Here is a 26,426-nt window from a genome sequence, read left to right on the forward strand (position 1 = left end):
GCCCCCGCTCCTGCCGTTGATCATGAAGTTGTTGTCGCCCCGCCCGGCGTGTCGCCGCAACAACCTCATGATCAACGTGGGTGGGCGGGGTGGGGGTGGGTGGGTTAGGGGCGGGTGAGGATGTTGAAGAGGGCGCCGTGGGGGTCTCGGAGGGCGGCGAAGCGGCCCGCCGGGGCGTCCTGGGGCGGGACCAGGATCGTGCCGCCCAGCTCGGCGGCGCGGGCGGCGGCCGCGTCGGCGTCGGCCACCGCGAAGTACACCGACCAGTACGCGGGCGTGTCCGCCGGGAACCCGTCGCCCAGCGGCGGCACCATGCCGGCCACGATCCGGGTGCCGAGCCGCCAGCCGGTGTAGGTGATCGGGCCTGCCGGCTGGTCGTCCGGGTGCCAGCCGAAGACCAGCTCATAGAAGACCTTGGCGCCGTCCGGGTCGGGGGTGACCAGTTCGGTCCAGGTCAGCGCGCCCGGGGTGTCGAACACCTCGGCCCCCGGCATCGCCATCGGCTGCCAGACGCTGAAGGCGGCCCCGGCCGGGTCGGTGAAGACCGCCATCCGCCCCCGGTCGAAGACCTCGAACGGCGGCACCACCACCTGCCCGCCGGCCCGCTCGACCCGGCCGGCCACGAGGTCCGCGTCGTCCGTCGCCAGGTACGTCGACCAGATTGGCACCTGGTCGGGGATGGCCGGCGGTCCCGCGCCCGCCACCGCCCGTCCGCCGAGCAGGAAGACCGTGTAGCCGCCCGCCTCGGGCTCCGGGTCTATCCGGCCCGTCCACCCGAACAGCTCCGGGTAGAACCGTCGCGCGTCGGCGAGACCGGGGGTGGCGAGGTCGGCCCAGCAGGGCGTGCCCGGCGGGACGGTGCTCACGTCGACCCCTCTCGGCGGGGGGCGACCACGACGCGCCCCTGCCGGCATCGTGGCACCGACCCGCCGCGCCACGGGGCGGATCGGACGAAACGTCAGCTGAACCGTCGACCCTCGTCGCGCCGGCACGCCCACGCGCCAGCGCCGTCAGCAGCGCCACCCGGACCACGAGCATGCCCATCGACAGCGGTTCGGCGGACAGCGGGGCGTCGCCGGCCGCTGGCCCGGCTACCTGTGAACCAATCCACCCCCGTGGGGCCGCCGATGGCTGAAACCGTCGCCGGCCGTCGTGCGCCTGTACGGTGTCGCCCGCTTCGACGGCGGGCGGGAGCGGAGTGGGCATGACAGGCCGGACAACGCTCGCGGACGTCGCGGACGACGTCTTCGGGACGACGTACGAGCGGCATTTCCGCGGGATGGTGGCGTTCGCGTACCTGACCACGGGTAGCGCCGCCGCGGCGGAGGACATAGTGCAGGAGGCGTTCATCGACCTGTACCGCCGCCGCGCCCAGGTGCGGGAACCGGAGCGCTGGCTGCGGCGGGCGGTGGCCAGCCGCTGCACCTCCTGGGTACGACGGCGCATCCTCGAACGGCGGCACGCCTTCGCCGACCCGACGCGCCCGGTCACGGCGCCGCACGAGTCCGCGTCGGTACGGGCGGCGCTGCGCCGGATCCGGCCCCGGCAGCGCGCCGCGTTGTTCCTTCGCTACTACCTCGACCTGCCGGAGCGGGAGATCGCCGAGACGCTCGGCTGCCCCGCCGGCACCGTCAAGACCCTCCTGCACCGTGGACTCGCCGCCCTCAGGGAGCACCTCGATGACTGACCCGACGCAGCAGGTCCGTGACGCTTTCGACCGGTTGCTCGCCGACGAGCGGCTGCCGGTCACCCCGCTGGGCGAGATCGTCCAGCGGGCCGAGGGCCCCGCCCGACGCGGCTGGCCGGGCATCCTGGCCACCGCGCTGGCCACCGCGTTCGTGCTGGTCGTCGGGGTCGGGTTGTGGCAGGTCGGGCCGCGACTGCTCGGCGACGCCGGGCCGGGCCGGCCGCTGACCGCGATGGCGGAGCCGGAACGCGCCGATGTGCTGACCCAGTGCCGGGTGGACGGTCCGGGCGACCGACTGGTCAACGCCGTCGAGTGGCCCGACGGACGCCGAGCCGCCATCGTCGTCAACGGCACCGGAAGCGCCTACTGCCTGGCCCGTCCCGGGGGCGACCTCAGGATTTCGAGCAGCAGCCGGATGGACCCGGGGCAGGACCCGCTGTACTGCCCGCCGCGTACCTGCGCTGTTGCCGGCGGCGTAACCGTGCTCACCCTGAGCGATCTCCCCCTGGGTTACGCGAGCGTGATGGAGGGGCTCGCGCCCGAGGGCGCGACGCGCGTCCGGGTGCGGACCGACCGCGGGTACAGCGTCGAGGCGCCGGTGGTCAACGGGACGTACATCGTCCGGGCCGACAGCTGGACCACCAGCGAGGTCGAGTTCACGGAGATCACCGTGCTCGGCGCCGACGACGCGGTGCTGATGCGGGTGCCGGTGCACTGACGCGACCATCGTGGCCTGTCGTGACGAGCACGGAGCGGCGACTCACCGAGATCCGGGGCGGTGTGCCCTCGCGCCCGCACACCGCCCGGGCGACCGCCGCGCTCACCGTCGACCACGTCGACAGAGGGCCGGTCAGCCGAGCGGTGCGGGCAGTGGCGCGGCGTGCAGCACGGCGAGGCGGGAGACGGCCCGGGTGAGCACCACGTAGAGCCGGTGCAGGCCGCGCGGCTCGGCCGCCACGATCGCCGCCGGCTCGACGACGATGACGTGGTCGTACTCCAGGCCCTTGACCAGGGTCGCGGGCACCACCGTGACGCGCGCCGCGGCGGCCGGGTCGTCGACGGTCGCGGTCTCGAGCCCGGCGGCGGCGAGGGCGGCCCGCAGCCCGTCGACCGCGTCGTCGGCGGCGATCACCGCGACCGAGCCGTCGAACGCCAGCGCCGCGCGCACCTCGGCCACCGTCGCGGCGGTCAGGTCGGCGACGGTACGCACGTCGAGCGCGCCGTCGCGGCGCAGCGACTCCGCCGGCGGCACGTCGACGGCGAGCGCCGGCAGCAGCCGGTTGGCGAACGCGACCACGGCGGCGGGCACCCGGAAGCCGACCGTCAGCGGGACCACCACCGCGTCCGGCTTGCCCAGGTGGCGCAGGGACTCCCGCCAGTCGGCGGCGGCCCACGGTGCGGTGCCCTGGGCCAGGTCGCCGAGGAGCGTGATCGACCCGTGCTCGCTGCGTCGGGCGATCACCCGGCACTGCATGGGCGACAGGTCCTGCGCCTCGTCGACCACCACGTGGCCGAAGCCGGCCGGCCGCTCGACCAGCCCGGCCGCCTCGTCGATCAGCACCGCGTCCGCCGCCGTCCACTTCGTGGCCTTCGGGGTGCGCCCGAGCTTCGTCCCCGCTGCCGCGGCGCGACGCGCCGGACGCGGGGCATCCGCGCCGCCTGCCGCCACCAGGTCGGGCGTCCCGCGCAGCAGCGCCTGCTCGTCGGCGGTCAGCAACCCGTCGGCGCTGGCGGCCAGCAGTTCGGCGTCGGTGAGCAGCCGGTGGACCAGCCCTTCCGGGGTGAGCGCCGGCCAGACCGCGTCGAGGAAGGCGGCGACCGGCGCGCACCTGCCCATCCGGCGCAGCCAGGCGTCGCTCGGCGACTCGGCCCGCCGCGCCTCGGCCTGCCGCTGGAGCAGAGCCACCACCCGGGCCCGGACGCGTTCCCGCCCGGTGGCGTACGGCAACCGCTCCCGGCGGGTCTCCTCGACCAGCCGGTGCAGCGGGTCCAGCCCGATCCGCCAGCGGTAGGAGCCGTCCGAGACCATGATCGGCTCGGTCGGCTCGCCGATGTGCGCGTCGATCGCCCGGCGCAGCACCTCGGCCATCCGCACGTCGTGCTTGACGGCCGCCGCCGCCGGGTCGTCGACCGCCCGCACCGGCACCCGGGCGACCAGGTCCTCCACCGTGGCCTGCTCGACCTCGACCTCGCCGAGCGCCGGCAGCACCGCCGCGATGTACGACAGGAAGGCCCGGTTCGGCCCGACGATCAGCACACCCGCGCGGCGCAGCCGCTCCCGGTGCAGGTAGAGCAGGTAAGCGGCCCGGTGCAGGCCGACCGCCGTCTTTCCGGTGCCCGGCGCGCCCTGCACGCAGATCGAGTCGGCCAGGTCGGCCCGGACCAACTCGTCCTGCTCCGGCTGGATGGTGGCGACGATGTCGCGCATCGGCCCGACGCGGGGCCGCTCGATCTCCGCGGTCAGGATCCGGCTGGCCGTGCCAAGTTCCTCGCCCCGGTCGAGGTGCTCGTCCTCGAAGCTGGTGAGCGTTCCGCTGCTGAACCCGAAGCGGCGTCGTACCGCCACGCCCTGCGGGTCGCGGGCGCTGGCCCGGTAGAACGACCGGGAGACGGGTGCCCGCCAGTCCAGCACCAGCGGCTCGCCCCGCTCGTCGGTGACGTGCCGTCGCCCCACGTGGTAGCGCCGACCGGCGTGGTCGGGGTGCCCGGGATCCACCCCGTCGTCGCTGCCACCGGGCGTGCCATCGGCGGGTGTGCCGGCGGTGGACGGGTTGGCGGTCCAGCCGTCGGCGGCCGAGCCGGCGGCGGGTGCCGCGTCGGTGGCCGGGCCGAAGTCGAGGCGGCCGAAGAAGAGGGGCGTGGTCGGGTCGTCGGCGAGTTCGGCGACCCGGCGGGCCAGGGTGCGCCCGAGCGTCTCGGCGGCGTAGGCGTCGCCGGCCACCTGGTCGCCGGTGGCGAAGAGGGCCTGGGCGCGTTCCCGCATCCGGGCCAGGGCGGCCCGGGAGGTGGCGAGGTGCTCGCGCTCGGCGGCGAGGTCGGTGTCGAGGTGGAGGTCGACTGCGGTCACGCTGAATCCCATCGAGGTCATCTGCTGATCGCTCGCGTGTCCGGCGGGCGGATGGCCGGCCCCCGGCGCGGGACGTCCGATGCGGTGCTCACCTCACCCCGGCCGTCAAGCGACCTGCCAGCCTACGCGTACACCGGCTCCCGCTCCACCGAATTCACCGCCCTCCGGGCCCGGCGCCCATGCGCCGGTGTGCTGACCGGTCGGCGCCGCCGGCTCTGACGCACCGTCCTGCCGTTGCCGGTGGTGGTCGACGACCGGCGGCCGGGATCATGGGGGGATGACCGAGCCGCCTGCCGAGCGACCCCGGGTGACCATCAGCGATCCGCAGGTGATGCGGGCGCTGGCCCACCCGGCCCGACTCGCGATCACGGAACACCTCAGCTCGATCGAGGCCGGCGCGACCGCCACGGAGTGCGCGGAGATCGTCGGCCTGTCGCCGAGCGCCACCAGCTACCACCTGCGGGAGTTGGCGAAGGCGGGCCTGGTGGAGCAGGCGCCGAACCGCGGCGACGCGCGGGAGCGCGTCTGGCGGGTGGTCAGCCCGAGCTGGACCGTCGACGCCGGGCGCGGGACGGCGCCGGAGGCCCAGGCAGCCGAGCGTGCGCTGGTGGAGGCGTGGCTGGCCCGCGACCTGGAGCGCAGCCGCGACTGGTTGCGGCGCGCGCCCGACGAGCCGGCCGAGTGGTACGAGGCGAGCCGGCTCGCCGACTCGCAACTGCTGCTCACCGCAGCGGAGCTGAGCGAGCTGAACGAGGCGGTGGACCGCCTGTTCGAGCCGTACCGCAAACGGTCGCGGGTGGACCCGCCGGCCGGGGCGCGCACCGTCTCGGTGCACTACAAGGCGTTGCCGGTCGACTGAAAGGGGATTGCACCCGACAGATGTGAAGGATTATTTTCGAAGTATGTCCTTCACATCTGGTCCGTCGCGCTGGCCGGACGTCTGGCTCGCCACCACCGCCCGGGGCGTGGCCACCTGCGGTGACTTCCTCGCCGCCAGCACGCTCACGTTGGCGTTGCAGTCGGCCGGCGCGGGCGGGCTCGCCGTGTCCGGCCTGCTGCTCGCCGCGACCCTGCCGCTGGTGGCGTTCGCGCCGCTGACCGGCCGCCTCGCGGACCGGGTGGACAGCCGAATCCTGCTGGTGACCGCGGGGCTGGCCCAGGCCGGCATCTGCCTCACGCTCGCGTACGCCGGGCACCCGGTTCTGGTCATCGCGCTGGTGGCGCTGCTCGCCACCGGCCTCGCCGTCACCCAGCCGGTGCTCTCGGCGCTGGTGCCGGCGATGGTGCGGGCCGAGGACCTGCCCCGGGCCAGCGCGCTCAACCAGTCGGCCGGCACCCTGGGCTCGCTCGCCGGCCCGGCGCTGGCCGGGCTGCTGGTGGGCGAGTTCGGCACGCGCCTGCCGCTGCTCGTGGGCGCCGGCAGCTATCTGGCGCTGGTGGCGGCCGGGCTGCTGATCCGCACCCGCAGGGGAAGCCGTGGGTCGGCGGCGGCCGGCGACGCGGCGGTGCCCCCGGCCTGGCGGCTGCGACACGACCCGCTGCTGGTGGCGATGGTCGCCAGCGTCGCCGGGGTGTTCGGCGCCGTCGGGGCGATCAACGTGATCGAGGTGTTCTTCATCCGGGAGACGCTGGGCAGCTCGACCACGATGTACGGGCTGGTGACCGGCGCCTGGACGCTCGGCGCCCTGGCCGGCGCGTGGCTCTTCGCGCGGGTGGTCCGGCGGCTCGACCGCGATGCCGGGCTGGTCCGGGCCAGCCTGGCGCTGCTCGGCGGGTGCTGCGCGATGGTGCTGGCCTCGGCGGCCGTGCCGACGGCCCTGCTGCTGGTGCCGATCTGGTTGACCGGCGGCATCTTCAACGGCGGCAGCAACGTCTTCAACAACGTGCTGCTGGCCCGCCGGGTGCCGGAGGCGGCGCGGGGCCGCGCCTTCGCCTCCTTCGGCGCGGCGGTCCAAGGCGCCGCGATGGTCGGCTTCCTGGCCGGCGGCCTCCTGCTGGAGGCGGCCGATCCCCGGCCGCTGGTCGCCGGGTGCGGGCTGGCCGGCCTGCTGGCGGTCGCCGCCGTCTCGGTCCCCCTCCGCCGCGCGGCCCAAGCGGCCCCCGCGGCCCCCGCTGCCCCCGCGCCGACGCCCGCCGGTCCGCCGGTCGCGGACGCCGTCCCGGCCGGCACGCCCCCGGCCTCCGACGCCGCGGTGGATGCGGGGTTGGCCACTCCGACGCCGACCCGGTGAGCCCCGGGCGAGTGGCGGGGATACGGTCGGGGCATGGCTGAGCACGTCGCACGCCCCCGGGTCGGGCACATCCAGTTCCTGAACTGCCTGCCGATCTACTGGGGGCTGATGCGCTCCGGCGCCCTGATCGACGTCGACCTGCACAAGGACTCGCCGGACCGGCTGAGCGCCGCGCTGGTCGCCGGTGACCTGGACATCGGCCCGATCTCGCACGTGGAGTACCTGCGCCACGCCGACGAACTGCTGCTCCTGCCCGACCTGGCGGTCGGCAGCGACGGCCCGGTGCTGTCGGTCAACATCGTCTCCACCCGCCCGCTGGCCGAGCTCGACCACGGAAAGGTGGCGCTGGGCTCGACCTCGCGGACCGGGGTCCTCCTGGCCCAGCTCCTGCTCGGCGAGCGGTACGGGGTGAACCCCGAGTACTTCCGCTGCCCGCCGGACCTGACCCAGATGCTGCTGGAGGCCGACGCCGGGGTGCTGATCGGCGACGTGGCGCTGCGCGCGCTCTACGAGGCGCCGAAGCGCGGGCTGGAGGTCACCGACCTCGGGCAGGCGTGGCGGGGGTGGACCGGCCTGCCGATGGTCTTCGCCGTGTGGGCCGTACGCCGGGACTTCGCCGCCGCCCACCCGGGTCTGGTCAAGGAGGTGCACGACGCGTTCCTGCGTTCCCGAGACCTCTGCCTCTCGGAGCTGGACCAGGTCGCCGAGGCCGGCGCGCGCTGGGAGCCGTTCGACGCGGAGACCCTGGCGACGTACTTCCGGGCGCTGGACTTCTCGCTCGGCGACCGCCAGGTGGCCGGCCTGCGCGAGTTCGCGCGCCGCGCCGCCGCCCTCGGCGCCGCCCCGTCCCTTCCCGACACGGGCCCCGACTTCTTCACGGGCTGACCCCGCCCGCCCGCGACCGCCTCGATCGGCGGCGAGGGGTCAGACGGGGTCGCGGAGGAGGGCTTCCGTGATCTTCTGGCAGTTCTTCATGCCGTACTCGTAGCCCTTGCCGATCGGGTAGCGGACCATCACGCCCATCGTCCAGGTGTCGCCGATGGCCAGGCAGTTGATGTGCATCTCCTGCTCCCTGGTCCGGTCGATCCAACCGTTCTTGATGGCGATGGTCTTGCGCTCCGCGGCCGGGAACGCCTTACGGATGCCGAAGTCGCCCGCCCCCCGGACCAGCCGCATTTCCTTGATCAGCCACGTCGTCCACTTCGGCCCGGCGGCCCGGCCGTCGGCGATGCAGGCCCCCATCCGGGCGGTGTCGCGGGGGGAGAGCGCCGTGCGGCTCCATCCGCCGTCGGGGGCGACCTTGCTGTCGGTCAGCTCGCAGAGCGAGATCAGCCGCTTGATCGAGGCGGACCGGCCGACGGTGTTGTAGAACTGCTCGGCCCGGGTGTTGTCGCTGTCCCGGATGATCTTCGTGGCGTCGGCGAGCTTGGCGTCGCTCGGGGTCTGGCCGGCATCGGCGGCGCGGCGCAGGTAGTCGGCCACGATCCAGGCCTTGATCAGCGAGGCGGTGGTGCTGGTCTCGTCCATGTTGTCCGAACCGATGATCTCGCCGGTCCGGCGGTCGAGGACGCTCCAGGAGTACCAGCCCTCGATGTCCAGGTCGAGGTCCCTCGCCTCGAACGGCAGCGGCTCCGGCGTCGCGCTGGGCGACGGTGACGGCGACGGCGACTGCCGCGAGCTGCGGTCGCCCGGCGTGCTCGCGCCGCGGTCGGTCGGCACGGCGGGGTCACCCCAGCGGGCGGCGGCGGTGGACTCGAACGGCGAGCCCGGCAGCAGCCGCAGGGACACGAGCACCAGGCAGACCAGGACCACCGCGACGGCGATCAGCTTGACGGGGGAGGCGTCGCCGCGCCGGTCGTCCCGGCGCTGCCCGGCCATCAGAGCTTCCCGACCGGCTGCTGCGGCACCTTGAGGGCGGCGCCCGGCTGCGGGGTCACCAGCTGGCTGGCGACCGAGGCGCAGGTCTGCGCGCCGTAGTCCAGCCCGCTCTTCTGCGGGTAGCGCAGCATCACCGCGAGGCTCCACTTGTCGGTGACCGCGAGGCAGTTGACGTGCCAGTTGCCGTCGTAGTTCAGCGGGGTCCAGCCGTTCTTGATGCTGACCGGGCCCTGGCTGAGGATCGACTGGGGGAGCCCGTCGATGATGCCCCAACGGCCGCCGCCCGAACGGGCCTTCTGGTCCTTGGCGGCGGTGGTGCCCTTGACCTTGCTCATCTCGTCCAGCAGGTAGTCGGTCCACTTCGGGCCGGCGGCCGTGCCGTCGCCGATGCAGTCGCCGAGCCGGACGGCGTCGCGGGGGGACATCCGGGTGAAGCTCCACCAGCCCACGTAGCCCGGCACGTTGCCCGGCTTGGTGTCGGTCAGCTCGCAGGTGCTGGTCATCCGCTTGATCGTCGCGGCGCGGCCCACCGCGTTGTAGAGGGCGTTCGCGGCGTCGTCGTCGCTGTTGCGGATGGCGGCGGAGATCTGCTTCTTCCGCTCGGCCGGCACGGGCTTGTCGCCGAGCTGGCGGAGGTAGTCGGCCGCGAACCAGGCCTTGATCATCGACTCGGTGGAGCTGGTCGAGGCCATGTTCTTGGCGCCGGAGATCTCGCCGGTCTCCCGGTCCATCAGGGCCCACGAGAAGAACTCGCCTTTGAAGCTCACCGACACCGGGCCGGCGGCCAGGGTCGGCGGCGCGGGTGGGGTGGGCGCCGGTGCCGCGACGCTGCCGCCGCCGCTTCCGCCGCTCGCGGCGTCGTCGCCGGCGAGTCGGGCGTACGCGGCGGGCACGAGCAGGCCGCCACCGAGGAGGACCGCCACGACGGCGAGCACCAGGGTCACGCGGGATCGCATGAGTGGGTGAGCTCCAGATGTCAGGGCCGGGGGGACCGGCTTGTTGTCCGGACGGATCGGCGGCTCGCCGAGGCCGGGGGCGGCCTCCGTGTTCCTGGGGGCGATCGTCGGCAGCCGATCGGTGTGACCGGGGGAAGTCTACGTGCGGATCGGCGGCACGCCAGAACATGACACCTGGCAACTTGCCATGAAGGCGGGATATCGGACCGCTATGCGGCTATTGGGGGAATTCGTCTTCGCCGCGTGACCCAAGTCATAGTTTGGTCGCCCGGCCAGGGCTCGTTGTCCGTCCCGAACTGTCCTCGGAAACCTGTTACACCCCTCTGGTGCGGCGAGTTGCGAGCTGTAACACTTGGCCCCATGTATGGCAACGACTTCTCCGCCGAGGACGCACCCGGCGGTGGCCTGCTCGGCGAGGTCGAGGCGGCGGAGGCGGCGCTGCGGGAGGCCGCCGAGCGGGGGCGGCGCGCCGGTGCCCCCGGCCCCGACGAGGACCTCGCGGCTTACTTCGCCGAGGTCATCGACGCCGACCAGAAGATCGAGCCGCGCGACTGGATGCCCGAGGCGTACCGCAGGACGCTGATCCGGCAGATCGCCCAGCACGCGCACTCCGAGATCATCGGCATGCAGCCGGAGGGGAACTGGATCAGCCGAGCCCCCTCGCTCAAGCGCAAGGCCATCCTGCTGGCCAAGGTCCAGGACGAGGCCGGCCACGGCCTCTACCTCTACGCCGCCGCCGAGACCCTCGGGATCAGCCGGGACGAGCTGGTCGAGCTGCTGCTCAGCGGCCGGCAGAAGTACAGCTCGATCTTCAACTACCCCACGCTGACCTGGGCGGACGTCGGCGCGATCGGCTGGCTGGTGGACGGCGCCGCGATCGTCAACCAGGTGCCGCTCTGCCGCTGCTCCTACGGGCCGTACGCCCGCGCGATGATCCGGGTCTGCAAGGAGGAGTCGTTCCACCAGCGGCAGGGCTACGAGATCCTGCACACCCTGGCGCACGGCACGCCCGCCCAGAAGGCGATGGCGCAGGACGCCGTCGACCGCTGGTGGTACCCGTCGCTGGCGATGTTCGGCCCGCCGGACACCGACTCCACCCACTCGGCGCAGTCCATGGCCTGGAAGATCAAGCGGTTCTCCAACGACGAGCTGCGCCAGCGCTTCGTGGACATGTGCGTGCAGCAGGCCGAGATCCTCGGCCTGGCCATCCCCGACCCGGGCCTGCGCTGGAACGAGTCCCGGCAGTCGTACGACTTCACCCAGCCGGACTACGACGAGCTGATGCGGGTGATCAAGGGGGACGGGCCGTGCAACCGGCAGCGGGCGGAGCACCGTCGCCGTGCCCACACCGACGGAGCCTGGGTGCGTGAGGCCGCCGCGGCGTACGCCGCCAAGCGGGCGGAGAAGAAGGAGAAGGTGGCGGCGTGAGCGAGCGTAGCGAGCGAACGGATCAGCGCGGCGTGAGCGATCCTTCGCCGTTGTGGGAGGTCTTTGTGCGGGCGCGGCGCGGGTTGTCGCACACCCACGTCGGCAGCCTGCACGCCCCCGACGCCGAGCTGGCCCTGCGCAACGCCCGCGACCTCTACACGCGCCGCCAGGAGGGCGTCTCCATCTGGGTGGTGCCGGCGGGCGCGATCACCGCGTCCAGCCCCGACGAGAAGGACGCCTTCTTCGACCCGGCGGCCGACAAGGTCTACCGCCACCCCACCTTCTACGAGGTGCCGGACGGGGTGGCCCACCTGTGAGCGAGCGCAGCGAGCGAACCATTCGGCTCAGCACCGGGGCACGTCGCGCCGCCGCCGAGCGGAGCGAGGTGGCGGCGTGACCGGTCCCTTCGACTTCACCCTCGCCCTCGGCGACGACGCGCTGATCGCGGCGCAGCGGCTGGCCGAGTGGACCACCCGCGCGCCGGAGATGGAGGAGGACATCGCGCTGGCGAACATCGCCCTCGACCAGCTCGGCGCGGCCCGGCTCCTGCTGTCGTACGCGGGCGAGCTGGAGGGCGCCGGCCGGGACGAGGACGCGCTGGCGTTCCTCCGCGACGACCGGGAGTTCCGCAACTGCCTCCTCGTGGAGCTGCCGAACGGCGACTTCGCGGTCACCATGGCGAAGCTGCTCTTCCTCTCGGCGTACCAGCTCCCGCTCTACACCGCGCTGGCCGGCTGCGCCGACGAGCGGCTGGCCGCGATCGGGGCCAAGGCCCGCAAGGAGTCGGCCTACCACCTCGACCACGCCTCGCTGTGGGTGAGGCGGCTGGGTGACGGCACCGAGGAGTCGCACCGGCGCATGCAGGCGGCCGTCGAGCAGGTCTGGCCGTACGCGCACGAGCTGTTCGCGGCGGACCCGGCGGCACCGGTCGACCCGGCCACCCTGCGGGCCGACTTCGACGCCACCGTCTCCGCCGTGCTCGACGAGGCCACGCTGACCCGGCCGGAGGGCGGTTGGGCGCCGGCCGGCGGGCGGGACGGGGTGCACACCGAGCACCTGTCCTACCTGCTCGCCGAGATGCAGGTGCTGCACCGCGCCCACCCCGGGGCGCGCTGGTGAGGGAGCACCGGTGACCGACCCGAGGGAGGCCGTGGCGGCGGTGGTGGACCCGGAGATCCGGGTCGTCACCATCGCCGACCTCGGCATCCTGCGGGCGGTCGACGAGGACCCGGCGACCGGCCGGGTCGTCGTGACCATCACCCCCACCTACACGGGCTGCCCGGCGATGGACGTGATCCGCGCGGACATCCGCCGGGCCCTGGCCGCCGCCGGCCATCCCGACGCCGAGGTGCGCACCGTCTACAGCCCGGCGTGGAGCACCGACTGGATCTCCGCCGCCGGCCGGGCCAAGCTCGCCGCCGCCGGCATCGCCCCGCCGGCCCCCGTCCGCGCCGGCGGCGTGGTGCCGCTGACCCTCGCCGTCCGCTGCCCGCGCTGCGGCTCGCCGGAGACCGAGCAGGTCAGCCGCTTCGGCTCCACCGCGTGCAAGGCGCTCTGGCGCTGCCGTTCCTGCCGTGAACCCTTCGACCACCTGAAGGCGCTGTGACTGTCACCATCACCCGCCCGGTCCGCCGCCGGCCGGTCTTCCACCCGCTCTCCGTCGCCGCCGTCGACCGGCTCACCGACGACGCCGTGGCGATCACCTTCGCGGTGCCGCCGGAGCTGCGGGAGGCCTTCGCGTTCTCCGCCGGTCAGCACCTCACCGTCCGGCGCGGCACCGACGCGGGGGAGGACGTGCGGCGGTCGTACTCCATCTGCTCCACTCCGGAGGACCTGGCGCGGCACGGCCGGCTGCGGATCGGCGTGCGGGAGATCCCGGGCGGCGCGTTCTCGGCGTTCGCCTGTGGCGCCCTGCGGGGCGGCGACACGGTCGAGGTGCTGCCGCCGCTCGGGAACTTCACCACGGCCTTCGCGCCGGACCGGGCCCGCCACTACGGCGCGGTGGTCGCCGGTTCGGGGATCACCCCGGTGCTCGCGCTGGTCGCGACGGCGCTCGCCGTCGAGCCGGCCAGCACCTTCACCCTGGTGTACGGCAACCGCACGGCCAACACGGTGATGTTCGCCGAGGAGCTCGCCGACCTGAAGGACCGCTATCCGACCCGCCTGCACCTGGTGCACGTGCTCTCCCGCGAGCAGGGCGAGTCTCCGCTGCTCTCCGGCCGGATCGACGCCGACCGGCTGGGCCGGCTGCTGGCCACCATCGTCCCCGGCGACGTCATCGAGGAGTGGTTCCTCTGCGGCCCGTACGGCATGGTGGTGGACGCCCGGGAGGTGCTCGCCGGGCGCGGGGTGCCGGAGTCGGCGGTCCACACGGAGCTGTTCCACGTCGACGAGGCCCCGGCCCCGCCGCGACGCCCGGCCGACGAGCCGGGGGCCGGCGCCGAGGTGACCATCGTGCTGGACGGCCGCTCGTCGAGTTTCACGATGGGCCGCGACGAGCGGGTGCTGGACGCGGCGCTGAAGGTCCGCGGCGAGCTGCCGTACGCCTGCAAGGGCGGGGTCTGCTCGACCTGCAAGGCCAAGGTCGTCGACGGCGCGGTCACGATGGCCCGCAACTACGCCCTGGAGCCGGACGAGGTGGCCGCCGGCTACGTCCTCACGTGCCAGTCCAGCCCGACCACCGACAGGCTCACGGTCGACTACGACGCGTGACCCGTAGAACAATTTGTTCTACACTCGTCCGGTGGAGCAGATCGCCATTCGAGAACTGAACCAGCACACCAGCAAGGTGCTGGCCCGGGTGCGGGCGGGCGAGACGGTCGAGGTGACGGACCGGGGCGAGCCGATCGCCCGACTCGTTCCCATCGTGGCCGGTGACGCCCTCCTGGGTCGGCTGGTCGCCGAGGGGCGTGCCACCGCCCCGACCTCGACCGGGCCACTGCCGATGCCACCGGTCCTCGGTGACCCCACCATCGATGCCGCAGCCGCTCTCGCCGAGTCGCGCGCGGAGGAGCGCTGGTGATCTATCTCGACTCGGCGGCGGTCATCAAGCTCCTCCGCCGCGAGCCGGAGACCGAGCAGCTCGTCAGGTGGCTCAACGATCGGTCCGGGACGTCGCTGGTGGCGTCGGCCCTGGTCGAGGTCGAGGTGCCTCGAGCCCTCCGTCGCGCCGCCCCGCAGGCGCTGGTGGGTGTGCCTACCGTCCTGTCCCGTCTCTACCGGGTCGAAATCGACGCGACGGTCCGGGCGGCTGCCGGCGCGTATGCCGAACCACTTCTGCGCAGCCTGGACGCCATCCACCTGGCCACGGCGGAGATCCTTGCCCGTCAAGCGGGCACCGACTTCGTCGCCTTCGTCACGTACGACCGCCGGCTGCTCGACGCGGCGAAGGCTGTCGGCCTGCCGGTCGCCAGCCCGGGATCGGGCTGACCGCGGCGGCTGTGGGGTGAGCCGCAGCCTGTCGGGCCGAGGCGGTCGGGCCGGCCGGGGCGACGTAGGCTCACAGGCGTGACGGTGAGCCGGGAGATCGACGACATCCTGCAGCGCGGCGCGGACGGCGGGCGGATCACGCCCGAGGAGGCCCTGCTGCTCTACACCGAGGCGCCCTTCCACGCCCTGGGCGAGGCGGCCGACGCCGTACGCCGGCGGCGCTATCCGGACAACATCGTCACGTACCTGATCGACCGCAACATCAATTACACCAACGTCTGCGTGACGGCGTGCAAGTTCTGCGCGTTCTTCCGGGCCCCCAAGCACAAGGAGGGCTGGACCCACCCGACCGAGGAGATCCTGCGCCGTTGCGGCGAGGCGGTCGAGCTGGGCGCGACCCAGGTCATGCTCCAGGGCGGGCACCACCCGGACTACGGCGTGGAGTACTACGAGGAGCTGTTCTCCTCGGTCAAGAAGGCGTACCCGCAGCTCGCCATCCACTCCATCGGCCCGAGCGAGATCCTGCACATGGCCAAGGTCTCCGGCGTCAGCCTGGACGAGGCCATCGCGCGGATCAAGGCGGCCGGGCTGGACTCCATCGCCGGTGCCGGTGCGGAGATGCTGCCCGCGCGTCCCCGCACGGCGATCGCGCCGCTGAAGGAGTCGGGCGAGCGCTGGCTGGAGGTCATGGAGCTGGCGCACCGGCAGGGCGTCGAGTCGACCGCCACGATGATGATGGGCACCGGCGAGACCGCTGCCGAGCGGATCGAGCACCTGCGGATGATCCGCGACGTGCAGGACCGCACCCGGGGCTTCCGGGCGTTCATCCCGTGGACGTACCAGCCGGAGAACAACCACCTCAAGGGTCGCACCCAGGCCACCACGCTGGAATACCTGCGGCTGGTCGCGGTGGCCCGGCTCTTCTTCGAGACGGTGCCGCACCTGCAGGCGTCCTGGCTGACCACCGGCAAGGACGTCGGGCAGCTCGCCCTGCACATGGGCGTGGACGACCTCGGCTCGATCATGCTGGAGGAGAACGTCATCTCCTCCGCCGGCGCGCGGCACCGCTCCAACCTGCACGAGCTGATCGGCATGATCCGCTCGGCGGACCGGATCCCCGCCCAGCGGGACACCCTCTACAACCGCTTGGCCGTGCACCGGACGCCGGCCGACGACCCGACCGACGAGCGGGTCGTGTCGCACTTCTCCTCGATCGCGCTGCCGGGCGGCGGCGCCGGGAAGGCCCTTCCGCTGGTCGACGCCCGCTGAGCTACCGCCGCACCACCCGACACCCCACCGTCGACGGACGGTGGGGTGTCTGCGGTTCGTCGACCGGTCGGTGAACACGGAGTTGACCGAGCGTGGCCGGCGGTGCTTCCGCCGCCCGCCCGATCGGATGAGTGGTTGCCAGCCGTTGATGTCGATCTCGTTGCCGTTCCAGCCGAGCGGCCGGGGGTCAGTGAACAGTAAGACATATCAATTCGGGCAATCCTTAAGCGATTCTTAGCGGCACTGGTCAACCCGGCCGACGGCGAGGGGTGGCGAGGGTGACCGCGGACCGCTAACGTCCCCGGCCGTACCTTTCCTGCACCCCAACGGGGGGAACTCTCCATGATCTTCCGTAACCGTGCGCTGGCTGTTGCCGGCGCCGGCGCCGCCGGGATCCTGGCCGCGGGCCTCTTCGCCGCCCCGGCCCTGGCCGACACCTCGGCCGACCTGGCCATCGAGGCCACCGGCACCACCATCGCGGTCGGTGCGCCCGGCAAGATTTCGACCGTCTCCCTGCTCAACAAGAGCAAGGTGGACGCGACCGCCGTCCTGGTCGGCCTCGACATCAGCAAGCTGGACACCACCAAGGTCGACATCGACGAGAGCGGCTGCAGCCCGCGCGAGGACGGCCTGATCCTGTGCGGGATCGAGGGCGGCGTCCTGCCCGCCGGCCGCGACATCGACTGGGGCTTCCCGCTGACCCGCAAGGGCGAGGCGACGGGTGACGCCGGTCAGATCAGCGCCATCATCCTGCACGAGGGCACCGACCCCGACGAGTCCAACAACGAGGTGACCGTCAAGGTCAAGGTCGAGGGCACCGGCCCGGACCTGACCGTGGTCGCGGGCGACGTGACCAAGGCCGTCACGGTCGAGGGCGACAAGATCAAGGTCGCGGGCGACCTGCGTGCCGGCGACACCGCCCAGCTCATCTACTCCGCCTTCAACCAGGGCGACGCCACCGCCGCCGGGCTGAAGATCAGCGTCAAGCTGCCCAAGGGCGTGACCTTCGCCGAGGTCGAGGACGGCTGCGAGTACAACTCCGGCAAGACCTCGCTCGTCTGCACCTACCGCGACGCCGACCTGATCCCGGCGTCGCAGGACAAGGACGGCGACGACCTGATCTCGGGTGGCCGGTTCTACCACCTGCTCTCGGTCGGCAAGGACGTCAAGGCCGGCAGCCTGACCGGTGGCCAGGTCACCGTCGAGGCGCTCGGCAGCCAGGCGACCACCGTCCGCGCCGCGGGCAAGAGCGCCCTCCCGGCCAACGCCGAGGCCGTGGCGGCCACCGAGGTGGACGCCACCGACAACACCGACGCGTACGCTGTCGTCGTGACCGCCAAGGGCGGCGCGGGTGGCGGCGGCGAGGAGCCGGGCCTGCCGCTGACCGGTCCGCAGACCGGGCTGATCGGCGGGATCGGCGGCGCGGTGCTGGTCGCGGGCGCGGCGATGTTCGTGATCGCGCGGCGGCGTCGGGTCGTCCTGGTGACCCCGGGCGACGAGAAGCCGACGGCCTGACGGTCGTCCTCCATCGACCCGCGAGGGTCGTTCACATAACGCACGGCAGTGGAGGCGGGATGGGTGACCATCCCGCCTCCGCTGTCCGTTCCGTGCGCCGGCCGCCACCGACCGGACATTCCTGGAGGGACGCTCAGCTTTCGGGCGCGTCCGGGGCGGCACACGGCATCACCGGCCGTTAGTGTGCGGTCCGGACCAGCAGCCACACCTCACGGGGGACTCGAGATGAAACTGCCCAACCGACCGCTGGCGCGGCTCGGCGCCGCCGCGCTGCTCGCCTCCGGCGCGTTCACCGCCGTCGGCACGCCGGCCCACGCCGCCGGGCGCGCCGCCGACCTCTCCGTCACCGCCGTCGTCGGCACCAAGGTGGCCGAGGGGACCCGGATCAAGACGGCGTACGCCAAGGTCACGAACAACGGCCCCGGCACGCCGTCCTCGCTCGTCGTCAAGGCCGACACCTCCAAGCTGGACCACTACGGCGAGGTGGCCTTCTTCCCGGCCGCCAAGGGCTGTTCGGGCGAGGGCGCGGAGAAGCCGGTGCTGTGGACCTGCGTCGTGCCCGAGGAGCAGATCCCCGGGCCCGGGGAGACCGTCGAGCTGCCGATCGTCATGATCAGGCGGGTCCCCGACGTGGACGAGCCGTACTCCGCCCCGGTCACGCTGACCGTCGAGTCGCCGGACGACACCAACCCGGACAACAACTCCGCGACCGTCCAGATCGAGATCAGCAAGGAGAGCGGCGTCGACCTCGGCGTCGTGGTGCCCGACGTCAAGGAGCAACTCGCCTTCGACGACGTGCTGAAGGAGGACCCGCCGACCGGGCCGCTGAACCCCGGCGACGCGACCACGGTCCTCGCGTTCGTCGAGAACCAGGGCGACCGGATCGCCGACGGCCTCGACCTCAAGATCGCCCTGCCCAAGGGCGTGACCTTCGACGACAGCATCCAGGTCAAGGAGTGCGAGTACGCCGCCGACCTGCGGTCCGCCGACTGCCGGGCCGGGCTGCTCCAGCTGGCCCCGCGCGAGGGCGTCCTCGGTGCCTTCCCGGTGAAGGTCGCCGCCGGCGTCGAGGCGCCGGTCAGCCTGGCCGGCGGCGAGGTCACGGTCAGCGCGCGCGGTGAGCTTCCGGCGACCGAGGCGAACCTGGCCCGCAAGCGCTCGGCCCTGCCGTCGTTCCTGCACCGGCCGGCCGGCTCCCGCGCCGCGCAGGCCGGCGACGTCGACCCGACCGACAACCGCGACGACTTCGCCGTCGTGGTGACCGCCGCCGGAACCGGTGGCGGCGGCGAGGGTGGCGGCGACGACGACGAGGGTTCGCTGCCGGTGACCGGCGCGCAGACCGGCCTCATCGTCGGCGTCGGCGGCGCGGTGCTGGTCGCCGGCGCGGCGATGTTCCTGGTGGCGCGGCGGCGTCGGGTCGTCCTGGTGACCCCGGGCGACGAGAAGCCGACGGCCTGACGGCCGGCCCCGTCGGCCCGCACCGGCCGGGCGCACGACCCTGGAGACGGGGCGGGACGGGCGACCGTCCCGCCCCGTCCGTCCGTTCGACCGAACCGGACGGACGGATGAAAGATGATCCGCCCTGCTGGCGCACCACGTCATGCTTCGATACGGTCCGCTCGGTTCCGCAACCATCCGTTTCTTCCCTAACCCCCGGGGGACCGATGACCCTGTTCCACCGCTCGGCCCTGGCCCGCGCCGGCGCCGTGGCGCTCCTCGCGGCGGGCGGCCTGGCCACCGTCGCCGTTCCGGCGTACGCCGCCGACCAGGCGGACCTCGCCCTGACGCCGACCAGCTACCAGTTGGCCAAGGGCGTCAAGGCGGCGAAGGCCAAGCCGTTCAAGTTCACCGTCCAGAACCTCACCGACGGCGTCGACGCCAAGGACGTCACGGTGGAGGTCGACCCCAGCGGCCTCAAGGCCAAGCGGGTCGGCTACGTCGTGCCGGACGGCTGCGAGGTGACCGGCAGGAGCTTCACCTGCCTCCTCGGCGACCTGCGGGGTGGCACCAGCGAGGACTTCGGCATCCCGTTGTTCAGCACCGGCGGCAGGGGCGACGGCGGCGTGCTGAGGGTGACGGTCCGCTCGGCCACCGGCGACCCGGACCTGGAGAACAACAAGGACATCGAAGTGCCGGTGACCGTGACGAAGCCGGGCTACGACCTCACCGCCTGGGTGCAGGACGTCCAGGCCAACGTCGTGGTCGACGGGGCGGTGACCGACGAGCCCGACCTGAAGCCCGTACGCCGGGGCGAGACGGTCCCGCTGGACTGGGCGGTCTACAACGACGGCAGCCGCCCCGCGACCGGTCTCTTCTACGGCCTCATGCTCCCGTCGGGTGTGAGCTTCGTGACGCTGCCGGAGAGCTGCGTCGAGGACGAGTTCCTCGGCAGGGCGCGGGCGCTGTGCGAGGACGCCGGCGCGATCATCCGCCGGGGGCAGTACTACACCGCCGACGTGACGGTGAAGGTCGGCGACGACGTCACCGAGCCGGTGCTCCGGGAGGGCGACCTCTTCGCGTACGGGCTGGACGCCGCCGAGGGCGAGCCGGAGGCGGAGGCGCAGGTTGCCAGCCCGGCGCAGCGGAAGAGCTTCACCGAGGCCGAGCCGATGGACAACCACGCGACCTTCGAGGCGTTCGTGGACCTGTCGGCGCAGCCGACGCCGACCCCGACGCCGACCCCGAGCGGCGAGCCGACCCCGACCACGACCACGACCCCGGGCGGCGGCACGGGCGGCGGCGACGGTGACGGTGACGGCGGCGGGCTGCCGGTGACCGGCGTGCAGGCCGGCCTGATCGGCGGCATCGGCGCCGCCGTGCTGCTGGCCGGCGGCGCGCTGCTGCTGATCTCCCGGCGGCGCGACATCGTCCTGGTCAACCCCGGCGACGAGAAGTCCACCGACTGACGTACGCCGCGCAGGGGCAGGGTGGGCGGCCTCCCCGCCCCTGTCGCGTACCCGCCGGGCGTCGGCCGGAGCCGGGCTGGCAGAGTGGAGGGGTGAGCCGTACCCCGCCGGGCCAGCGCGCCGGCCTGGACAAGCAGCCGCACGAGGTCGCCGCGATGTTCGACGGCGTGGCGGCTCGTTACGACCTGACCAACACGGTGATGACGGCCGGCCGGGACCGGGCGTGGCGCCGGGCCACCCGGGAGGCGCTCGGGTTGCGCCCGGGCGAGCGGGTGCTCGACGTGGGCGCGGGCACCGGTGTCTCCACCGAGGAACTGGCCCGTTCCGGGGCGTACGCGGTCGGCGCCGACCTGTCGCTGGGCATGCTGCACGCCGGCAAGCGCACCCGTCCGGCGGTGCCGCTGCTGGCCGGCGACGCGCTGCGGCTGCCCTTCGCCGACGGCGTCTTCGACGCGGTGACCATCTCGTTCGCGCTGCGCAACGTCGTCGACACCGAGGCCGCGCTGCGGGAGTTCGCGCGGGTCACCCGGCCCGGCGGCCGGCTGGTGATCTGTGAGCTTAGCCACCCCACCAACGCCGTCTTCCGCACCGCCTACCTGTCGTACCTGATGCGGTGGCTGCCGACGGCGGCGCGGGTGGTCTCCAGCAACCCCGACGCGTACGTCTACCTGATCGAGTCGATCCGGGCGTGGCCGGACCAGGCCGCGCTGGCGCAGCGGATCCAGGCGGCGGGCTGGGGCTCGGTGGCCTGGCGGAACCTGACCGGCGGCCTGGCGGCACTGCACCGGGCGGTCCGCGACTAGGCGGGGCACGGCGCCGGCAGGTCGCGCGCCATGAGCGGCGGCGCGGCGCCGGCAGGTCGCGCGCCATGAGCGGCGGCGCGGCGCCGGCAGGTCGCGCGCCATGAGCGGCGGCGCGGCGCCGGACGGCCCGCTTCCGGGGCGGCGGCCGGTGTCGACGGGAGGCCGATCGGCGCGCCGTACCCGCTGGGAAAGCGGCTGTTTTGTGAATATCCGTTTTTAGTCCACTTTGCGCCGTTAAGCTCGCCCCCATGACGGGACCAGAGCAGCCGACCGGTGTGGAGGCCACCGACGACGACGCCGCGGAACTCATCGCGCAGCTCAGGGAGCTGGCCGGCGCGGATCCCGCCGACGTCCGGCAGGTGGTGGCCGAGGTGCTGGCCGCGCTGGACCGCGCCGCCGGCGGCGCGCTGCGCGAGCACCTGCCCGAGACGATCCGGCTCGACGCCGGCCTGGGCGCGGCCGCTCCCGCCCGGCACTGACGCCCGGCGCCGACCGCCGCCGGCATCCGGTCCTGACCCGCCCGCCGCCCGGTCCCGACCCCGACGGGTGGGTTTCCGGCAAGTTAGGTACCCCTGATCAGGCGTGGTTATGACACCGGTCATAGACTCCCTCCGTCTGGCTTGTGAAGGATTTCACGAGCATGCGGGAGGAGGCGCGAGATGACCGCGGTGGAGCATGACGCCGACGTGATCGTCGTGGGCGCCGGTCCCGGTGGGTCGGCTACCGCGTACCACCTGGCTCGGCACGGCGTACGGGTGCTGCTGCTGGAGAAGACGGAGTTCCCCCGCGAGAAGGTCTGCGGCGACGGGTTGACCCCGCGTGCCGTGCGACAGCTGATCCGGATGGGCGTGGACACCTCGCCCGAGGCGGGCTGGCTGCAGAACAAGGGCCTGCGGGTGATCGGCGGCGGCGTCCGGCTGGAGCTGGACTGGCCCGACCTGGCGAGCTTCCCCAACTACGGCCTGGTGCGCACCCGGCTGGACTTCGACGACCTGCTCGCCCAGCGGGCCGTCGCCGCCGGCGCCAAGCTGCGCACCAGCGTGAACGTCACCGGCCCGGTGCTCGACCCGGACGGCCGGGTCGTCGGCGTCGAGGCGGAGGTCGGCCCGGACAAGGAGCCGGCCACCTTCCACGCCCCGCTGGTGGTCGCGGCCGACGGGGTGTCCGGCCGTTTCCCGCTCGCCCTCGGGCTGGCCAAGCGGGAGGACCGGCCGATCGGGGTCGCCGTCCGGCGCTACTACCGCTCGCCCGCCAAGCACGACGACAACTACCTGGAGTCCTGGCTGGAACTGCGCAGCAAGGACAGCGGCGACAACCTGCTGCCCGGGTACGGCTGGATCTTCGGGCTCGGCGACGGCCGGGTCAACGTCGGCCTCGGCGTGCTCAACTCCTCGTCCGCGTTCGGCAAGACGAACTACCGCCGGCTGCTCACCGACTGGCTGGCCAACACCCCGGCGGACTGGGGCATGACCGACGAGGCGAACGCGGAGGGGCCGATCCTCGGCGCCGCGCTGCCCATGGGCTTCAACCGGGTGCCGCACTACACCCGCGGCGTGATGCTGGTCGGCGACTCCGGCGGCATGGTCAACCCGTTCAACGGCGAGGGCATCGCGTACGCGATGGAGTCCGGTGAGATGGCCGCGGAGATCGCCGTGCAGGCCCTCGCGCGCCCGGCCGGCGCCGAGCGCGAGCGCGCCCTGACGGCCTACCCGGCGGAACTGAAGGCCCGTTTCGGCGGCTACTACCGGCTCGGCGGCGTCTTCGTGAAGCTCATCGGCCGTCCCGAGATCATGCGGATGGCCACGAAGCACGGCATGCCGCACCCGATGTTGATGCGCTTCGTGCTCAAGCTGCTGGCCAACCTGACCGACCCCCGTGGCGGGGACGCGATGGACCGGGTCATCAACGCGATGACGAAGGTGGCACCAGCCGTGTAGCGCGACGAGTGAGCTTGCGAGCCCCGCAGCCGCCGAACGACGGCGGGCTCGTGTGACGGCCGGGCCCGCGGCCGGCGACGACCGCGGCGCGGACAGAGATCGACCCCCCGGCGACAGCCGTCGCGGGGGACGTGAATAGTGTGATTTTCGTCAAGGACCAGGGGCAGGGAAGGACGAGCAGGAGAAAACGATGTCGCTCTCGCCTTACGCACCGATCATCGGGCTGTTCGCCCTCGCCGCGGGGTTCGCGCTGTTCTCCGTGGGCGCCGCCCGCTTCGCCGGTCCCCGGCGTTACAACAAAGCCAAGCTCGAGGCGTACGAGTGCGGCATCGAGCCCAGCCCGCAGCCGGTCGGTGGCGGCCGGTTCCCGATCAAGTTCTACCTGACGGCGATGCTCTTCATCGTCTTCGACATCGAGATCATCTTCCTCTACCCCTGGGCGGTCTCGTTCGACGTCCTGCCGATCTTCGGCTTCGTGGAGATGGTCCTGTTCATCGTCGCGGTCTTCGTCGCGTACGCCTATGTCTGGCGGCGTGGCGGCCTGGACTGGGACTGAGGGAGGAACCTCAGATGGGTATCGAGGAGAAGCTCCCCGCAGGTGTCCTGCTCACCTCGGTGGAGAAGCTCGTCAACTGGTCGCGGAAGTCGTCGGTCTGGGGCGCCACCTTCGGCCTGGCCTGCTGCGCGATCGAGATGATGGCCGCCGGTGGCCCGCACTACGACATGGGTCGCTGGGGCATGGAGGTCTTCCGGGCCTCGCCCCGCCAGGCCGACCTGATGATCGTGGCCGGCCGGGTGAGCCAGAAGATGGCCCCGGTGCTGCGCCAGATCTACGACCAGATGGCGGAGCCCCGCTGGGTCATCTCGATGGGCGTCTGCGCCAGCAGCGGCGGCATGTTCAACAACTACGCCATCGTGCAGGGCGTCGACCACGTCGTCCCGGTGGACATGTACCTCCCCGGCTGCCCGCCCCGGCCCGAGATGCTCATCGACGCGGTCCTCAAGCTGCGCGAGAAGATCATGTACGAGCCGCTCGGCCCGAACGGCCGCAAGATGCTCGAGGCGCGCAAGGAGCGCGGTGACGTCCCGGTCGTCCCGTACGGCTCGATGCCGTCGTCGTACCGCAGCGACAAGGCCCGGCGGGCCGAGTGGACCAAGGCGGTCCGCGAGGGCCGCGAGGAGCAGCTGCGGATCGAGAACTGGATGAAGGCCCAGAACCACCTGCAGCACGGGGGCGTCAAGTGACCGCACCTAACCACAAGGCGAACGACGGCGGCGTGCCGGTGCCGGTGACGCCGGCCGGCGCCAGCAGCGGGGCCCCGGCCGAGCACCCGCCGGCCAGCCCGGCGGGCCGGGGCATGTTCGGCAACCAGGGCTCCGGCGACGTCTCCGGCTTCGGCGGCCTGGTCCGGCAGCGCCGGACCATCGAGGACGCCCCCCGGCCGTACGGGAGCTACTTCGACGAGGTCCGCGACGCGCTGGAGGAGGCGTACCCGGCCTTCGGCGACGCCATCGAGAAGGTCGTGGTCGACCGGGGCGAGTTGACCCTGCACGTACGCCCCGAGCGGATCGCCGAGGTCTGCCAGGTGATGCGGGACGACCTGGCGCTCCGCTTCGAGCTGTGCTCCTCGGTGTCCGGTGTGGACTACCTGGGCGCCGACTCGCGCCGGCTGCACGTCGTCTACCAGCTCACCTCGATGACCTACCGCCGCCGCGTGCGGCTGGAGGCCGCGGTCTCCGCCGAGGACCCGCACCTGCCGAGCGTCACCTCGGTCTACCCGACGGCGGACTGGCAGGAGCGCGAGACGTACGACATGTTCGGCGTCGTCTTCGACGGCCACCCCAGCCTGACCCGGATCCTCATGCCGGACGACTGGGAGGGCTTCCCGCAGCGCAAGGACTACCCGCTCGGCGGCGTGCCCGTCGAGTACAAGGGCGCTGAAATTCCACCGCCGGACCAGCGGAGGTCGTACCAGTGACCACGTCGAACTACGCCACCGAGCGCGACACCACCGAGGGCAAGGTCTTCACCGTCACCGGTGGCGACTGGGACAGCGTCGTGTCGGGCACCGACCCCATCAACGACGAGCGGATCGTCGTCAACATGGGCCCGCAGCACCCGTCGACGCACGGCGTGCTCCGGCTGATCCTGGAGCTGGAGGGCGAGACGGTCCGCGAGGCCCGCTCGGTCGTCGGCTACCTGCACACCGGCATCGAGAAGAACCTCGAATACCGCAACTGGGTCCAGGGCAGCACCTTCGTGACCCGGATGGACTACCTCTCCCCGCTGTTCAACGAGACGGCGTACGCGCTGGCGGTGGAGAAGCTGCTCGGGATCGAGGAGCAGGTCACCGAGCGGGCGACCACCATCCGGGTCCTCATGATGGAGCTGAACCGGATCTCCTCGCACCTGGTCTGGGTGGCCACCACCGCCATGGAACTGGGCGCGATCAACATGATGCTCTACGGCTTCCGCGAGCGTGAGTACATCCTGGAGATCTTCGAGATCATCACCGGCCTGCGGATGAACCACGCGTACGTCCGGCCGGGCGGCGTGGCCCAGGACGTGCCGGACGAGGCGATCGTGAAGATCCGCGAGTTCCTGAAGCTGCTGCCGAAGCGGCTCAAGGAGTACGAGGACCTCCTCTCCGGGCAGCCGATCTGGCTCGAGCGGACGAAGAACGTCGCGGTGCTCGACGTGACCGGCTGCCTCGCGCTCGGCGTGACCGGCCCGGTGCTGCGCTCCGCCGGCCTCGCCTGGGACCTGCGGAAGACGATGCCGTACTGCGGCTACGAGACGTACGAGTTCGACGTGCCGACGCACACCGACGGCGACGTGTGGGGCCGCTACCTGGTCCGGCTCGCCGAGATCCGGGAGTCGCTCAAGCTCGTCGAGCAGGCACTGGACCGCCTCAGGCCGGGCCCGGTGATGGTGGCCGACAAGAAGATCGCCTGGCCGGCACAGCTCGCCATCGGCGTCGACGGCATGGGCAACTCGCTGGAGCACGTCGCGAAGATCATGGGTCAGTCGATGGAGTCGCTGATCCACCACTTCAAGCTCGTCACCGAGGGTTTCCGGGTGCCGCCGGGCCAGGTCTACGTCGGCATCGAGTCGCCGCGCGGCGAGTTGGGCGTACACGCCGTCTCCGACGGCGGCACCCGGCCGTACCGGGTGCACTACCGCGAACCGAGCTTCGTCAACCTCCAGGCTCTCCCGGCGATGGCCGAGGGCGGCCTGATCGCCGACGTGATCGCCGGCGGCGCCTCGCTGGACCCCGTGATGGGTGGGTGTGACAGGTGAGCGCGAGGAGTGAGCTTGC

27 protein-coding genes are annotated in these 26,426 nt (G+C 72.8%); 23 read left to right on the forward strand and 4 right to left on the reverse strand.

The window, feature by feature from the left end:
- Positions 1–104: 104 nt before the first annotated feature.
- Positions 105–866 carry a VOC family protein gene (locus ACGF5G_RS00430; protein ID WP_357699207.1) on the reverse strand — a complete coding sequence of 254 codons (762 nt, stop codon included), beginning with the start codon at positions 864–866 and terminating at the stop codon, positions 105–107.
- A gap of 338 nt (positions 867–1,204) precedes the next feature.
- On the opposite strand from ACGF5G_RS00430, the gene ACGF5G_RS00435 reads away from it, so the two are divergent.
- Entirely contained in the window at positions 1,205–1,687 is a 483-nt protein-coding gene (locus tag ACGF5G_RS00435) for a sigma-70 family RNA polymerase sigma factor (RefSeq protein WP_393257437.1), read from the forward strand.
- Positions 1,680–2,405 (forward strand): hypothetical protein, encoded by a 726-nt coding sequence (locus ACGF5G_RS00440; RefSeq protein ID WP_393257439.1) that lies wholly within the window; start codon positions 1,680–1,682, stop codon positions 2,403–2,405. Before ACGF5G_RS00435 ends, ACGF5G_RS00440 begins: the two co-directional genes overlap by 8 nt.
- A gap of 132 nt (positions 2,406–2,537) precedes the next feature.
- Here ACGF5G_RS00440 and ACGF5G_RS00445 read toward each other — a convergent pair whose 3' ends face one another.
- Positions 2,538–4,766 (reverse strand): HelD family protein, encoded by a 2,229-nt coding sequence (locus ACGF5G_RS00445; protein ID WP_393259161.1) that lies wholly within the window; start codon positions 4,764–4,766, stop codon positions 2,538–2,540.
- 265 nt (positions 4,767–5,031) lie between these two features.
- Between ACGF5G_RS00445 and ACGF5G_RS00450 the strand changes: the two genes are divergently transcribed.
- The 3 genes from ACGF5G_RS00450 to ACGF5G_RS00460 are packed head-to-tail and all read left to right on the forward strand — an operon-like array spanning position 5,032 to position 7,870.
- Positions 5,032–5,613 (forward strand): ArsR/SmtB family transcription factor, encoded by a 582-nt coding sequence (locus tag ACGF5G_RS00450; RefSeq protein WP_393257441.1) that lies wholly within the window; start codon positions 5,032–5,034, stop codon positions 5,611–5,613.
- Between the two features lie 43 nt (positions 5,614–5,656).
- Positions 5,657–6,985, forward strand: coding sequence for an MFS transporter (locus ACGF5G_RS00455; RefSeq protein ID WP_393257443.1), 1,329 nt, complete (start codon positions 5,657–5,659; stop codon positions 6,983–6,985).
- 33 nt (positions 6,986–7,018) lie between these two features.
- The gene (locus ACGF5G_RS00460; protein WP_393257445.1) at positions 7,019–7,870 is read left to right on the forward strand and encodes a menaquinone biosynthetic enzyme MqnA/MqnD family protein; all 852 of its coding nucleotides are present in this window, start codon (positions 7,019–7,021) and stop codon (positions 7,868–7,870) included.
- A gap of 39 nt (positions 7,871–7,909) precedes the next feature.
- Here the strand turns inward: ACGF5G_RS00460 and ACGF5G_RS00465 are convergent, their stop codons facing one another.
- Entirely contained in the window at positions 7,910–8,863 is a 954-nt protein-coding gene (locus ACGF5G_RS00465) for a hypothetical protein (RefSeq protein ID WP_393257447.1), read from the reverse strand.
- The gene (locus tag ACGF5G_RS00470) at positions 8,863–9,819 is read right to left on the reverse strand and encodes a hypothetical protein (RefSeq protein ID WP_393257449.1); all 957 of its coding nucleotides are present in this window, start codon (positions 9,817–9,819) and stop codon (positions 8,863–8,865) included. Before ACGF5G_RS00470 ends, ACGF5G_RS00465 begins: the two co-directional genes overlap by 1 nt.
- 360 nt (positions 9,820–10,179) lie before the next feature.
- Here ACGF5G_RS00470 and paaA point away from each other — a divergent pair, with 360 nt between their 5' ends.
- The 18 genes from paaA to ACGF5G_RS00560 all read left to right on the forward strand — a co-directional run bounded on the left by paaA (position 10,180) and on the right by ACGF5G_RS00560 (position 26,407).
- Positions 10,180–11,247, forward strand: coding sequence for a 1,2-phenylacetyl-CoA epoxidase subunit PaaA (gene paaA, locus ACGF5G_RS00475; RefSeq protein WP_393257451.1), 1,068 nt, complete (start codon positions 10,180–10,182; stop codon positions 11,245–11,247).
- Positions 11,244–11,564 (forward strand): 1,2-phenylacetyl-CoA epoxidase subunit PaaB, encoded by a 321-nt coding sequence (paaB, locus tag ACGF5G_RS00480; RefSeq protein ID WP_350701900.1) that lies wholly within the window; start codon positions 11,244–11,246, stop codon positions 11,562–11,564. Before paaA ends, paaB begins: the two co-directional genes overlap by 4 nt.
- Before the next feature lie 76 nt (positions 11,565–11,640).
- Entirely contained in the window at positions 11,641–12,366 is a 726-nt protein-coding gene (paaC, locus tag ACGF5G_RS00485) for a 1,2-phenylacetyl-CoA epoxidase subunit PaaC (RefSeq protein WP_393257454.1), read from the forward strand.
- Positions 12,367–12,376: 10 nt separating this feature from the next.
- On the forward strand, positions 12,377–12,853 hold the full coding sequence (gene paaD / locus ACGF5G_RS00490) for a 1,2-phenylacetyl-CoA epoxidase subunit PaaD (protein ID WP_393257456.1): 477 nt from the start codon (positions 12,377–12,379) through the stop codon (positions 12,851–12,853).
- Positions 12,850–13,959 (forward strand): 1,2-phenylacetyl-CoA epoxidase subunit PaaE, encoded by a 1,110-nt coding sequence (gene paaE, locus ACGF5G_RS00495; RefSeq protein ID WP_393257458.1) that lies wholly within the window; start codon positions 12,850–12,852, stop codon positions 13,957–13,959. The genes paaD and paaE overlap by 4 nt, the downstream gene beginning before the upstream one ends.
- Positions 13,960–13,990: 31 nt before the next feature.
- A complete protein-coding gene (locus ACGF5G_RS00500; protein ID WP_393257460.1) occupies positions 13,991–14,269 on the forward strand; it encodes a type II toxin-antitoxin system Phd/YefM family antitoxin in 279 nt (92 codons plus the stop codon).
- Positions 14,266–14,676 (forward strand): type II toxin-antitoxin system VapC family toxin, encoded by a 411-nt coding sequence (locus ACGF5G_RS00505; RefSeq protein WP_393257462.1) that lies wholly within the window; start codon positions 14,266–14,268, stop codon positions 14,674–14,676. The genes ACGF5G_RS00500 and ACGF5G_RS00505 overlap by 4 nt, the downstream gene beginning before the upstream one ends.
- Before the next feature lie 78 nt (positions 14,677–14,754).
- The gene (mqnC, locus tag ACGF5G_RS00510; RefSeq protein WP_350701893.1) at positions 14,755–15,945 is read left to right on the forward strand and encodes a cyclic dehypoxanthinyl futalosine synthase; all 1,191 of its coding nucleotides are present in this window, start codon (positions 14,755–14,757) and stop codon (positions 15,943–15,945) included.
- Positions 15,946–16,287: 342 nt separating this feature from the next.
- On the forward strand, positions 16,288–17,460 hold the full coding sequence (locus ACGF5G_RS00515; RefSeq protein ID WP_393257465.1) for an LPXTG cell wall anchor domain-containing protein: 1,173 nt from the start codon (positions 16,288–16,290) through the stop codon (positions 17,458–17,460).
- Positions 17,461–17,685: 225 nt separating this feature from the next.
- Entirely contained in the window at positions 17,686–18,918 is a 1,233-nt protein-coding gene (locus ACGF5G_RS00520) for an LPXTG cell wall anchor domain-containing protein (protein ID WP_393257467.1), read from the forward strand.
- 206 nt (positions 18,919–19,124) lie between these two features.
- Positions 19,125–20,366, forward strand: coding sequence for a cell wall anchor protein (locus ACGF5G_RS00525; RefSeq protein WP_393257469.1), 1,242 nt, complete (start codon positions 19,125–19,127; stop codon positions 20,364–20,366).
- A gap of 92 nt (positions 20,367–20,458) precedes the next feature.
- Complete coding sequence (locus ACGF5G_RS00530; protein WP_357702014.1) at positions 20,459–21,169, forward strand: demethylmenaquinone methyltransferase; 711 nt, start codon at positions 20,459–20,461, stop codon at positions 21,167–21,169.
- A gap of 248 nt (positions 21,170–21,417) precedes the next feature.
- A complete protein-coding gene (locus ACGF5G_RS00535; protein WP_393257472.1) occupies positions 21,418–21,648 on the forward strand; it encodes a hypothetical protein in 231 nt (76 codons plus the stop codon).
- A gap of 180 nt (positions 21,649–21,828) precedes the next feature.
- The gene (locus ACGF5G_RS00540) at positions 21,829–23,106 is read left to right on the forward strand and encodes a geranylgeranyl reductase family protein (RefSeq protein WP_357452418.1); all 1,278 of its coding nucleotides are present in this window, start codon (positions 21,829–21,831) and stop codon (positions 23,104–23,106) included.
- 190 nt (positions 23,107–23,296) lie between these two features.
- Positions 23,297–23,662: an NADH-quinone oxidoreductase subunit A gene (locus ACGF5G_RS00545; RefSeq protein ID WP_393257474.1), complete on the forward strand. Its 366-nt coding sequence runs from the start codon at positions 23,297–23,299 to the stop codon at positions 23,660–23,662.
- Positions 23,663–23,676: 14 nt separating this feature from the next.
- Complete coding sequence (locus tag ACGF5G_RS00550; RefSeq protein ID WP_393257476.1) at positions 23,677–24,351, forward strand: NuoB/complex I 20 kDa subunit family protein; 675 nt, start codon at positions 23,677–23,679, stop codon at positions 24,349–24,351.
- Positions 24,348–25,085 carry an NADH-quinone oxidoreductase subunit C gene (locus ACGF5G_RS00555; RefSeq protein ID WP_393257478.1) on the forward strand — a complete coding sequence of 246 codons (738 nt, stop codon included), beginning with the start codon at positions 24,348–24,350 and terminating at the stop codon, positions 25,083–25,085. The genes ACGF5G_RS00550 and ACGF5G_RS00555 overlap by 4 nt, the downstream gene beginning before the upstream one ends.
- Positions 25,082–26,407: an NADH-quinone oxidoreductase subunit D gene (locus ACGF5G_RS00560; protein ID WP_393257480.1), complete on the forward strand. Its 1,326-nt coding sequence runs from the start codon at positions 25,082–25,084 to the stop codon at positions 26,405–26,407. Before ACGF5G_RS00555 ends, ACGF5G_RS00560 begins: the two co-directional genes overlap by 4 nt.
- Positions 26,408–26,426: the final 19 nt, after the last annotated feature.

It is taken from the genome of Micromonospora sp. NPDC047730, from assembly GCF_043204765.1.
Lineage (GTDB): Bacteria > Actinomycetota > Actinomycetes > Mycobacteriales > Micromonosporaceae > Micromonospora.

Coding starts and splice junctions, on each gene's coding strand:
- ACGF5G_RS00435 (WP_393257437.1), top strand. CDS start 1,205: ATGACAGGCCGGACAACGCTCGCGGACGTCGCGGACGACGTCTTCGGG.
- ACGF5G_RS00440 (WP_393257439.1), top strand. CDS start 1,680: ATGACTGACCCGACGCAGCAGGTCCGTGACGCTTTCGACCGGTTGCTC.
- ACGF5G_RS00445 (WP_393259161.1), bottom strand. CDS start 4,766: ATGGGATTCAGCGTGACCGCAGTCGACCTCCACCTCGACACCGACCTC.
- ACGF5G_RS00450 (WP_393257441.1), top strand. CDS start 5,032: ATGACCGAGCCGCCTGCCGAGCGACCCCGGGTGACCATCAGCGATCCG.
- ACGF5G_RS00455 (WP_393257443.1), top strand. CDS start 5,657: ATGTCCTTCACATCTGGTCCGTCGCGCTGGCCGGACGTCTGGCTCGCC.
- ACGF5G_RS00460 (WP_393257445.1), top strand. CDS start 7,019: ATGGCTGAGCACGTCGCACGCCCCCGGGTCGGGCACATCCAGTTCCTG.
- ACGF5G_RS00465 (WP_393257447.1), bottom strand. CDS start 8,863: ATGGCCGGGCAGCGCCGGGACGACCGGCGCGGCGACGCCTCCCCCGTC.
- ACGF5G_RS00470 (WP_393257449.1), bottom strand. CDS start 9,819: ATGCGATCCCGCGTGACCCTGGTGCTCGCCGTCGTGGCGGTCCTCCTC.
- paaA (WP_393257451.1), top strand. CDS start 10,180: ATGTATGGCAACGACTTCTCCGCCGAGGACGCACCCGGCGGTGGCCTG.
- ACGF5G_RS00515 (WP_393257465.1), top strand. CDS start 16,288: ATGATCTTCCGTAACCGTGCGCTGGCTGTTGCCGGCGCCGGCGCCGCC.
- ACGF5G_RS00520 (WP_393257467.1), top strand. CDS start 17,686: ATGAAACTGCCCAACCGACCGCTGGCGCGGCTCGGCGCCGCCGCGCTG.
- ACGF5G_RS00525 (WP_393257469.1), top strand. CDS start 19,125: ATGACCCTGTTCCACCGCTCGGCCCTGGCCCGCGCCGGCGCCGTGGCG.
- ACGF5G_RS00535 (WP_393257472.1), top strand. CDS start 21,418: ATGACGGGACCAGAGCAGCCGACCGGTGTGGAGGCCACCGACGACGAC.
- ACGF5G_RS00540 (WP_357452418.1), top strand. CDS start 21,829: ATGACCGCGGTGGAGCATGACGCCGACGTGATCGTCGTGGGCGCCGGT.
- ACGF5G_RS00545 (WP_393257474.1), top strand. CDS start 23,297: ATGTCGCTCTCGCCTTACGCACCGATCATCGGGCTGTTCGCCCTCGCC.
- ACGF5G_RS00550 (WP_393257476.1), top strand. CDS start 23,677: ATGGGTATCGAGGAGAAGCTCCCCGCAGGTGTCCTGCTCACCTCGGTG.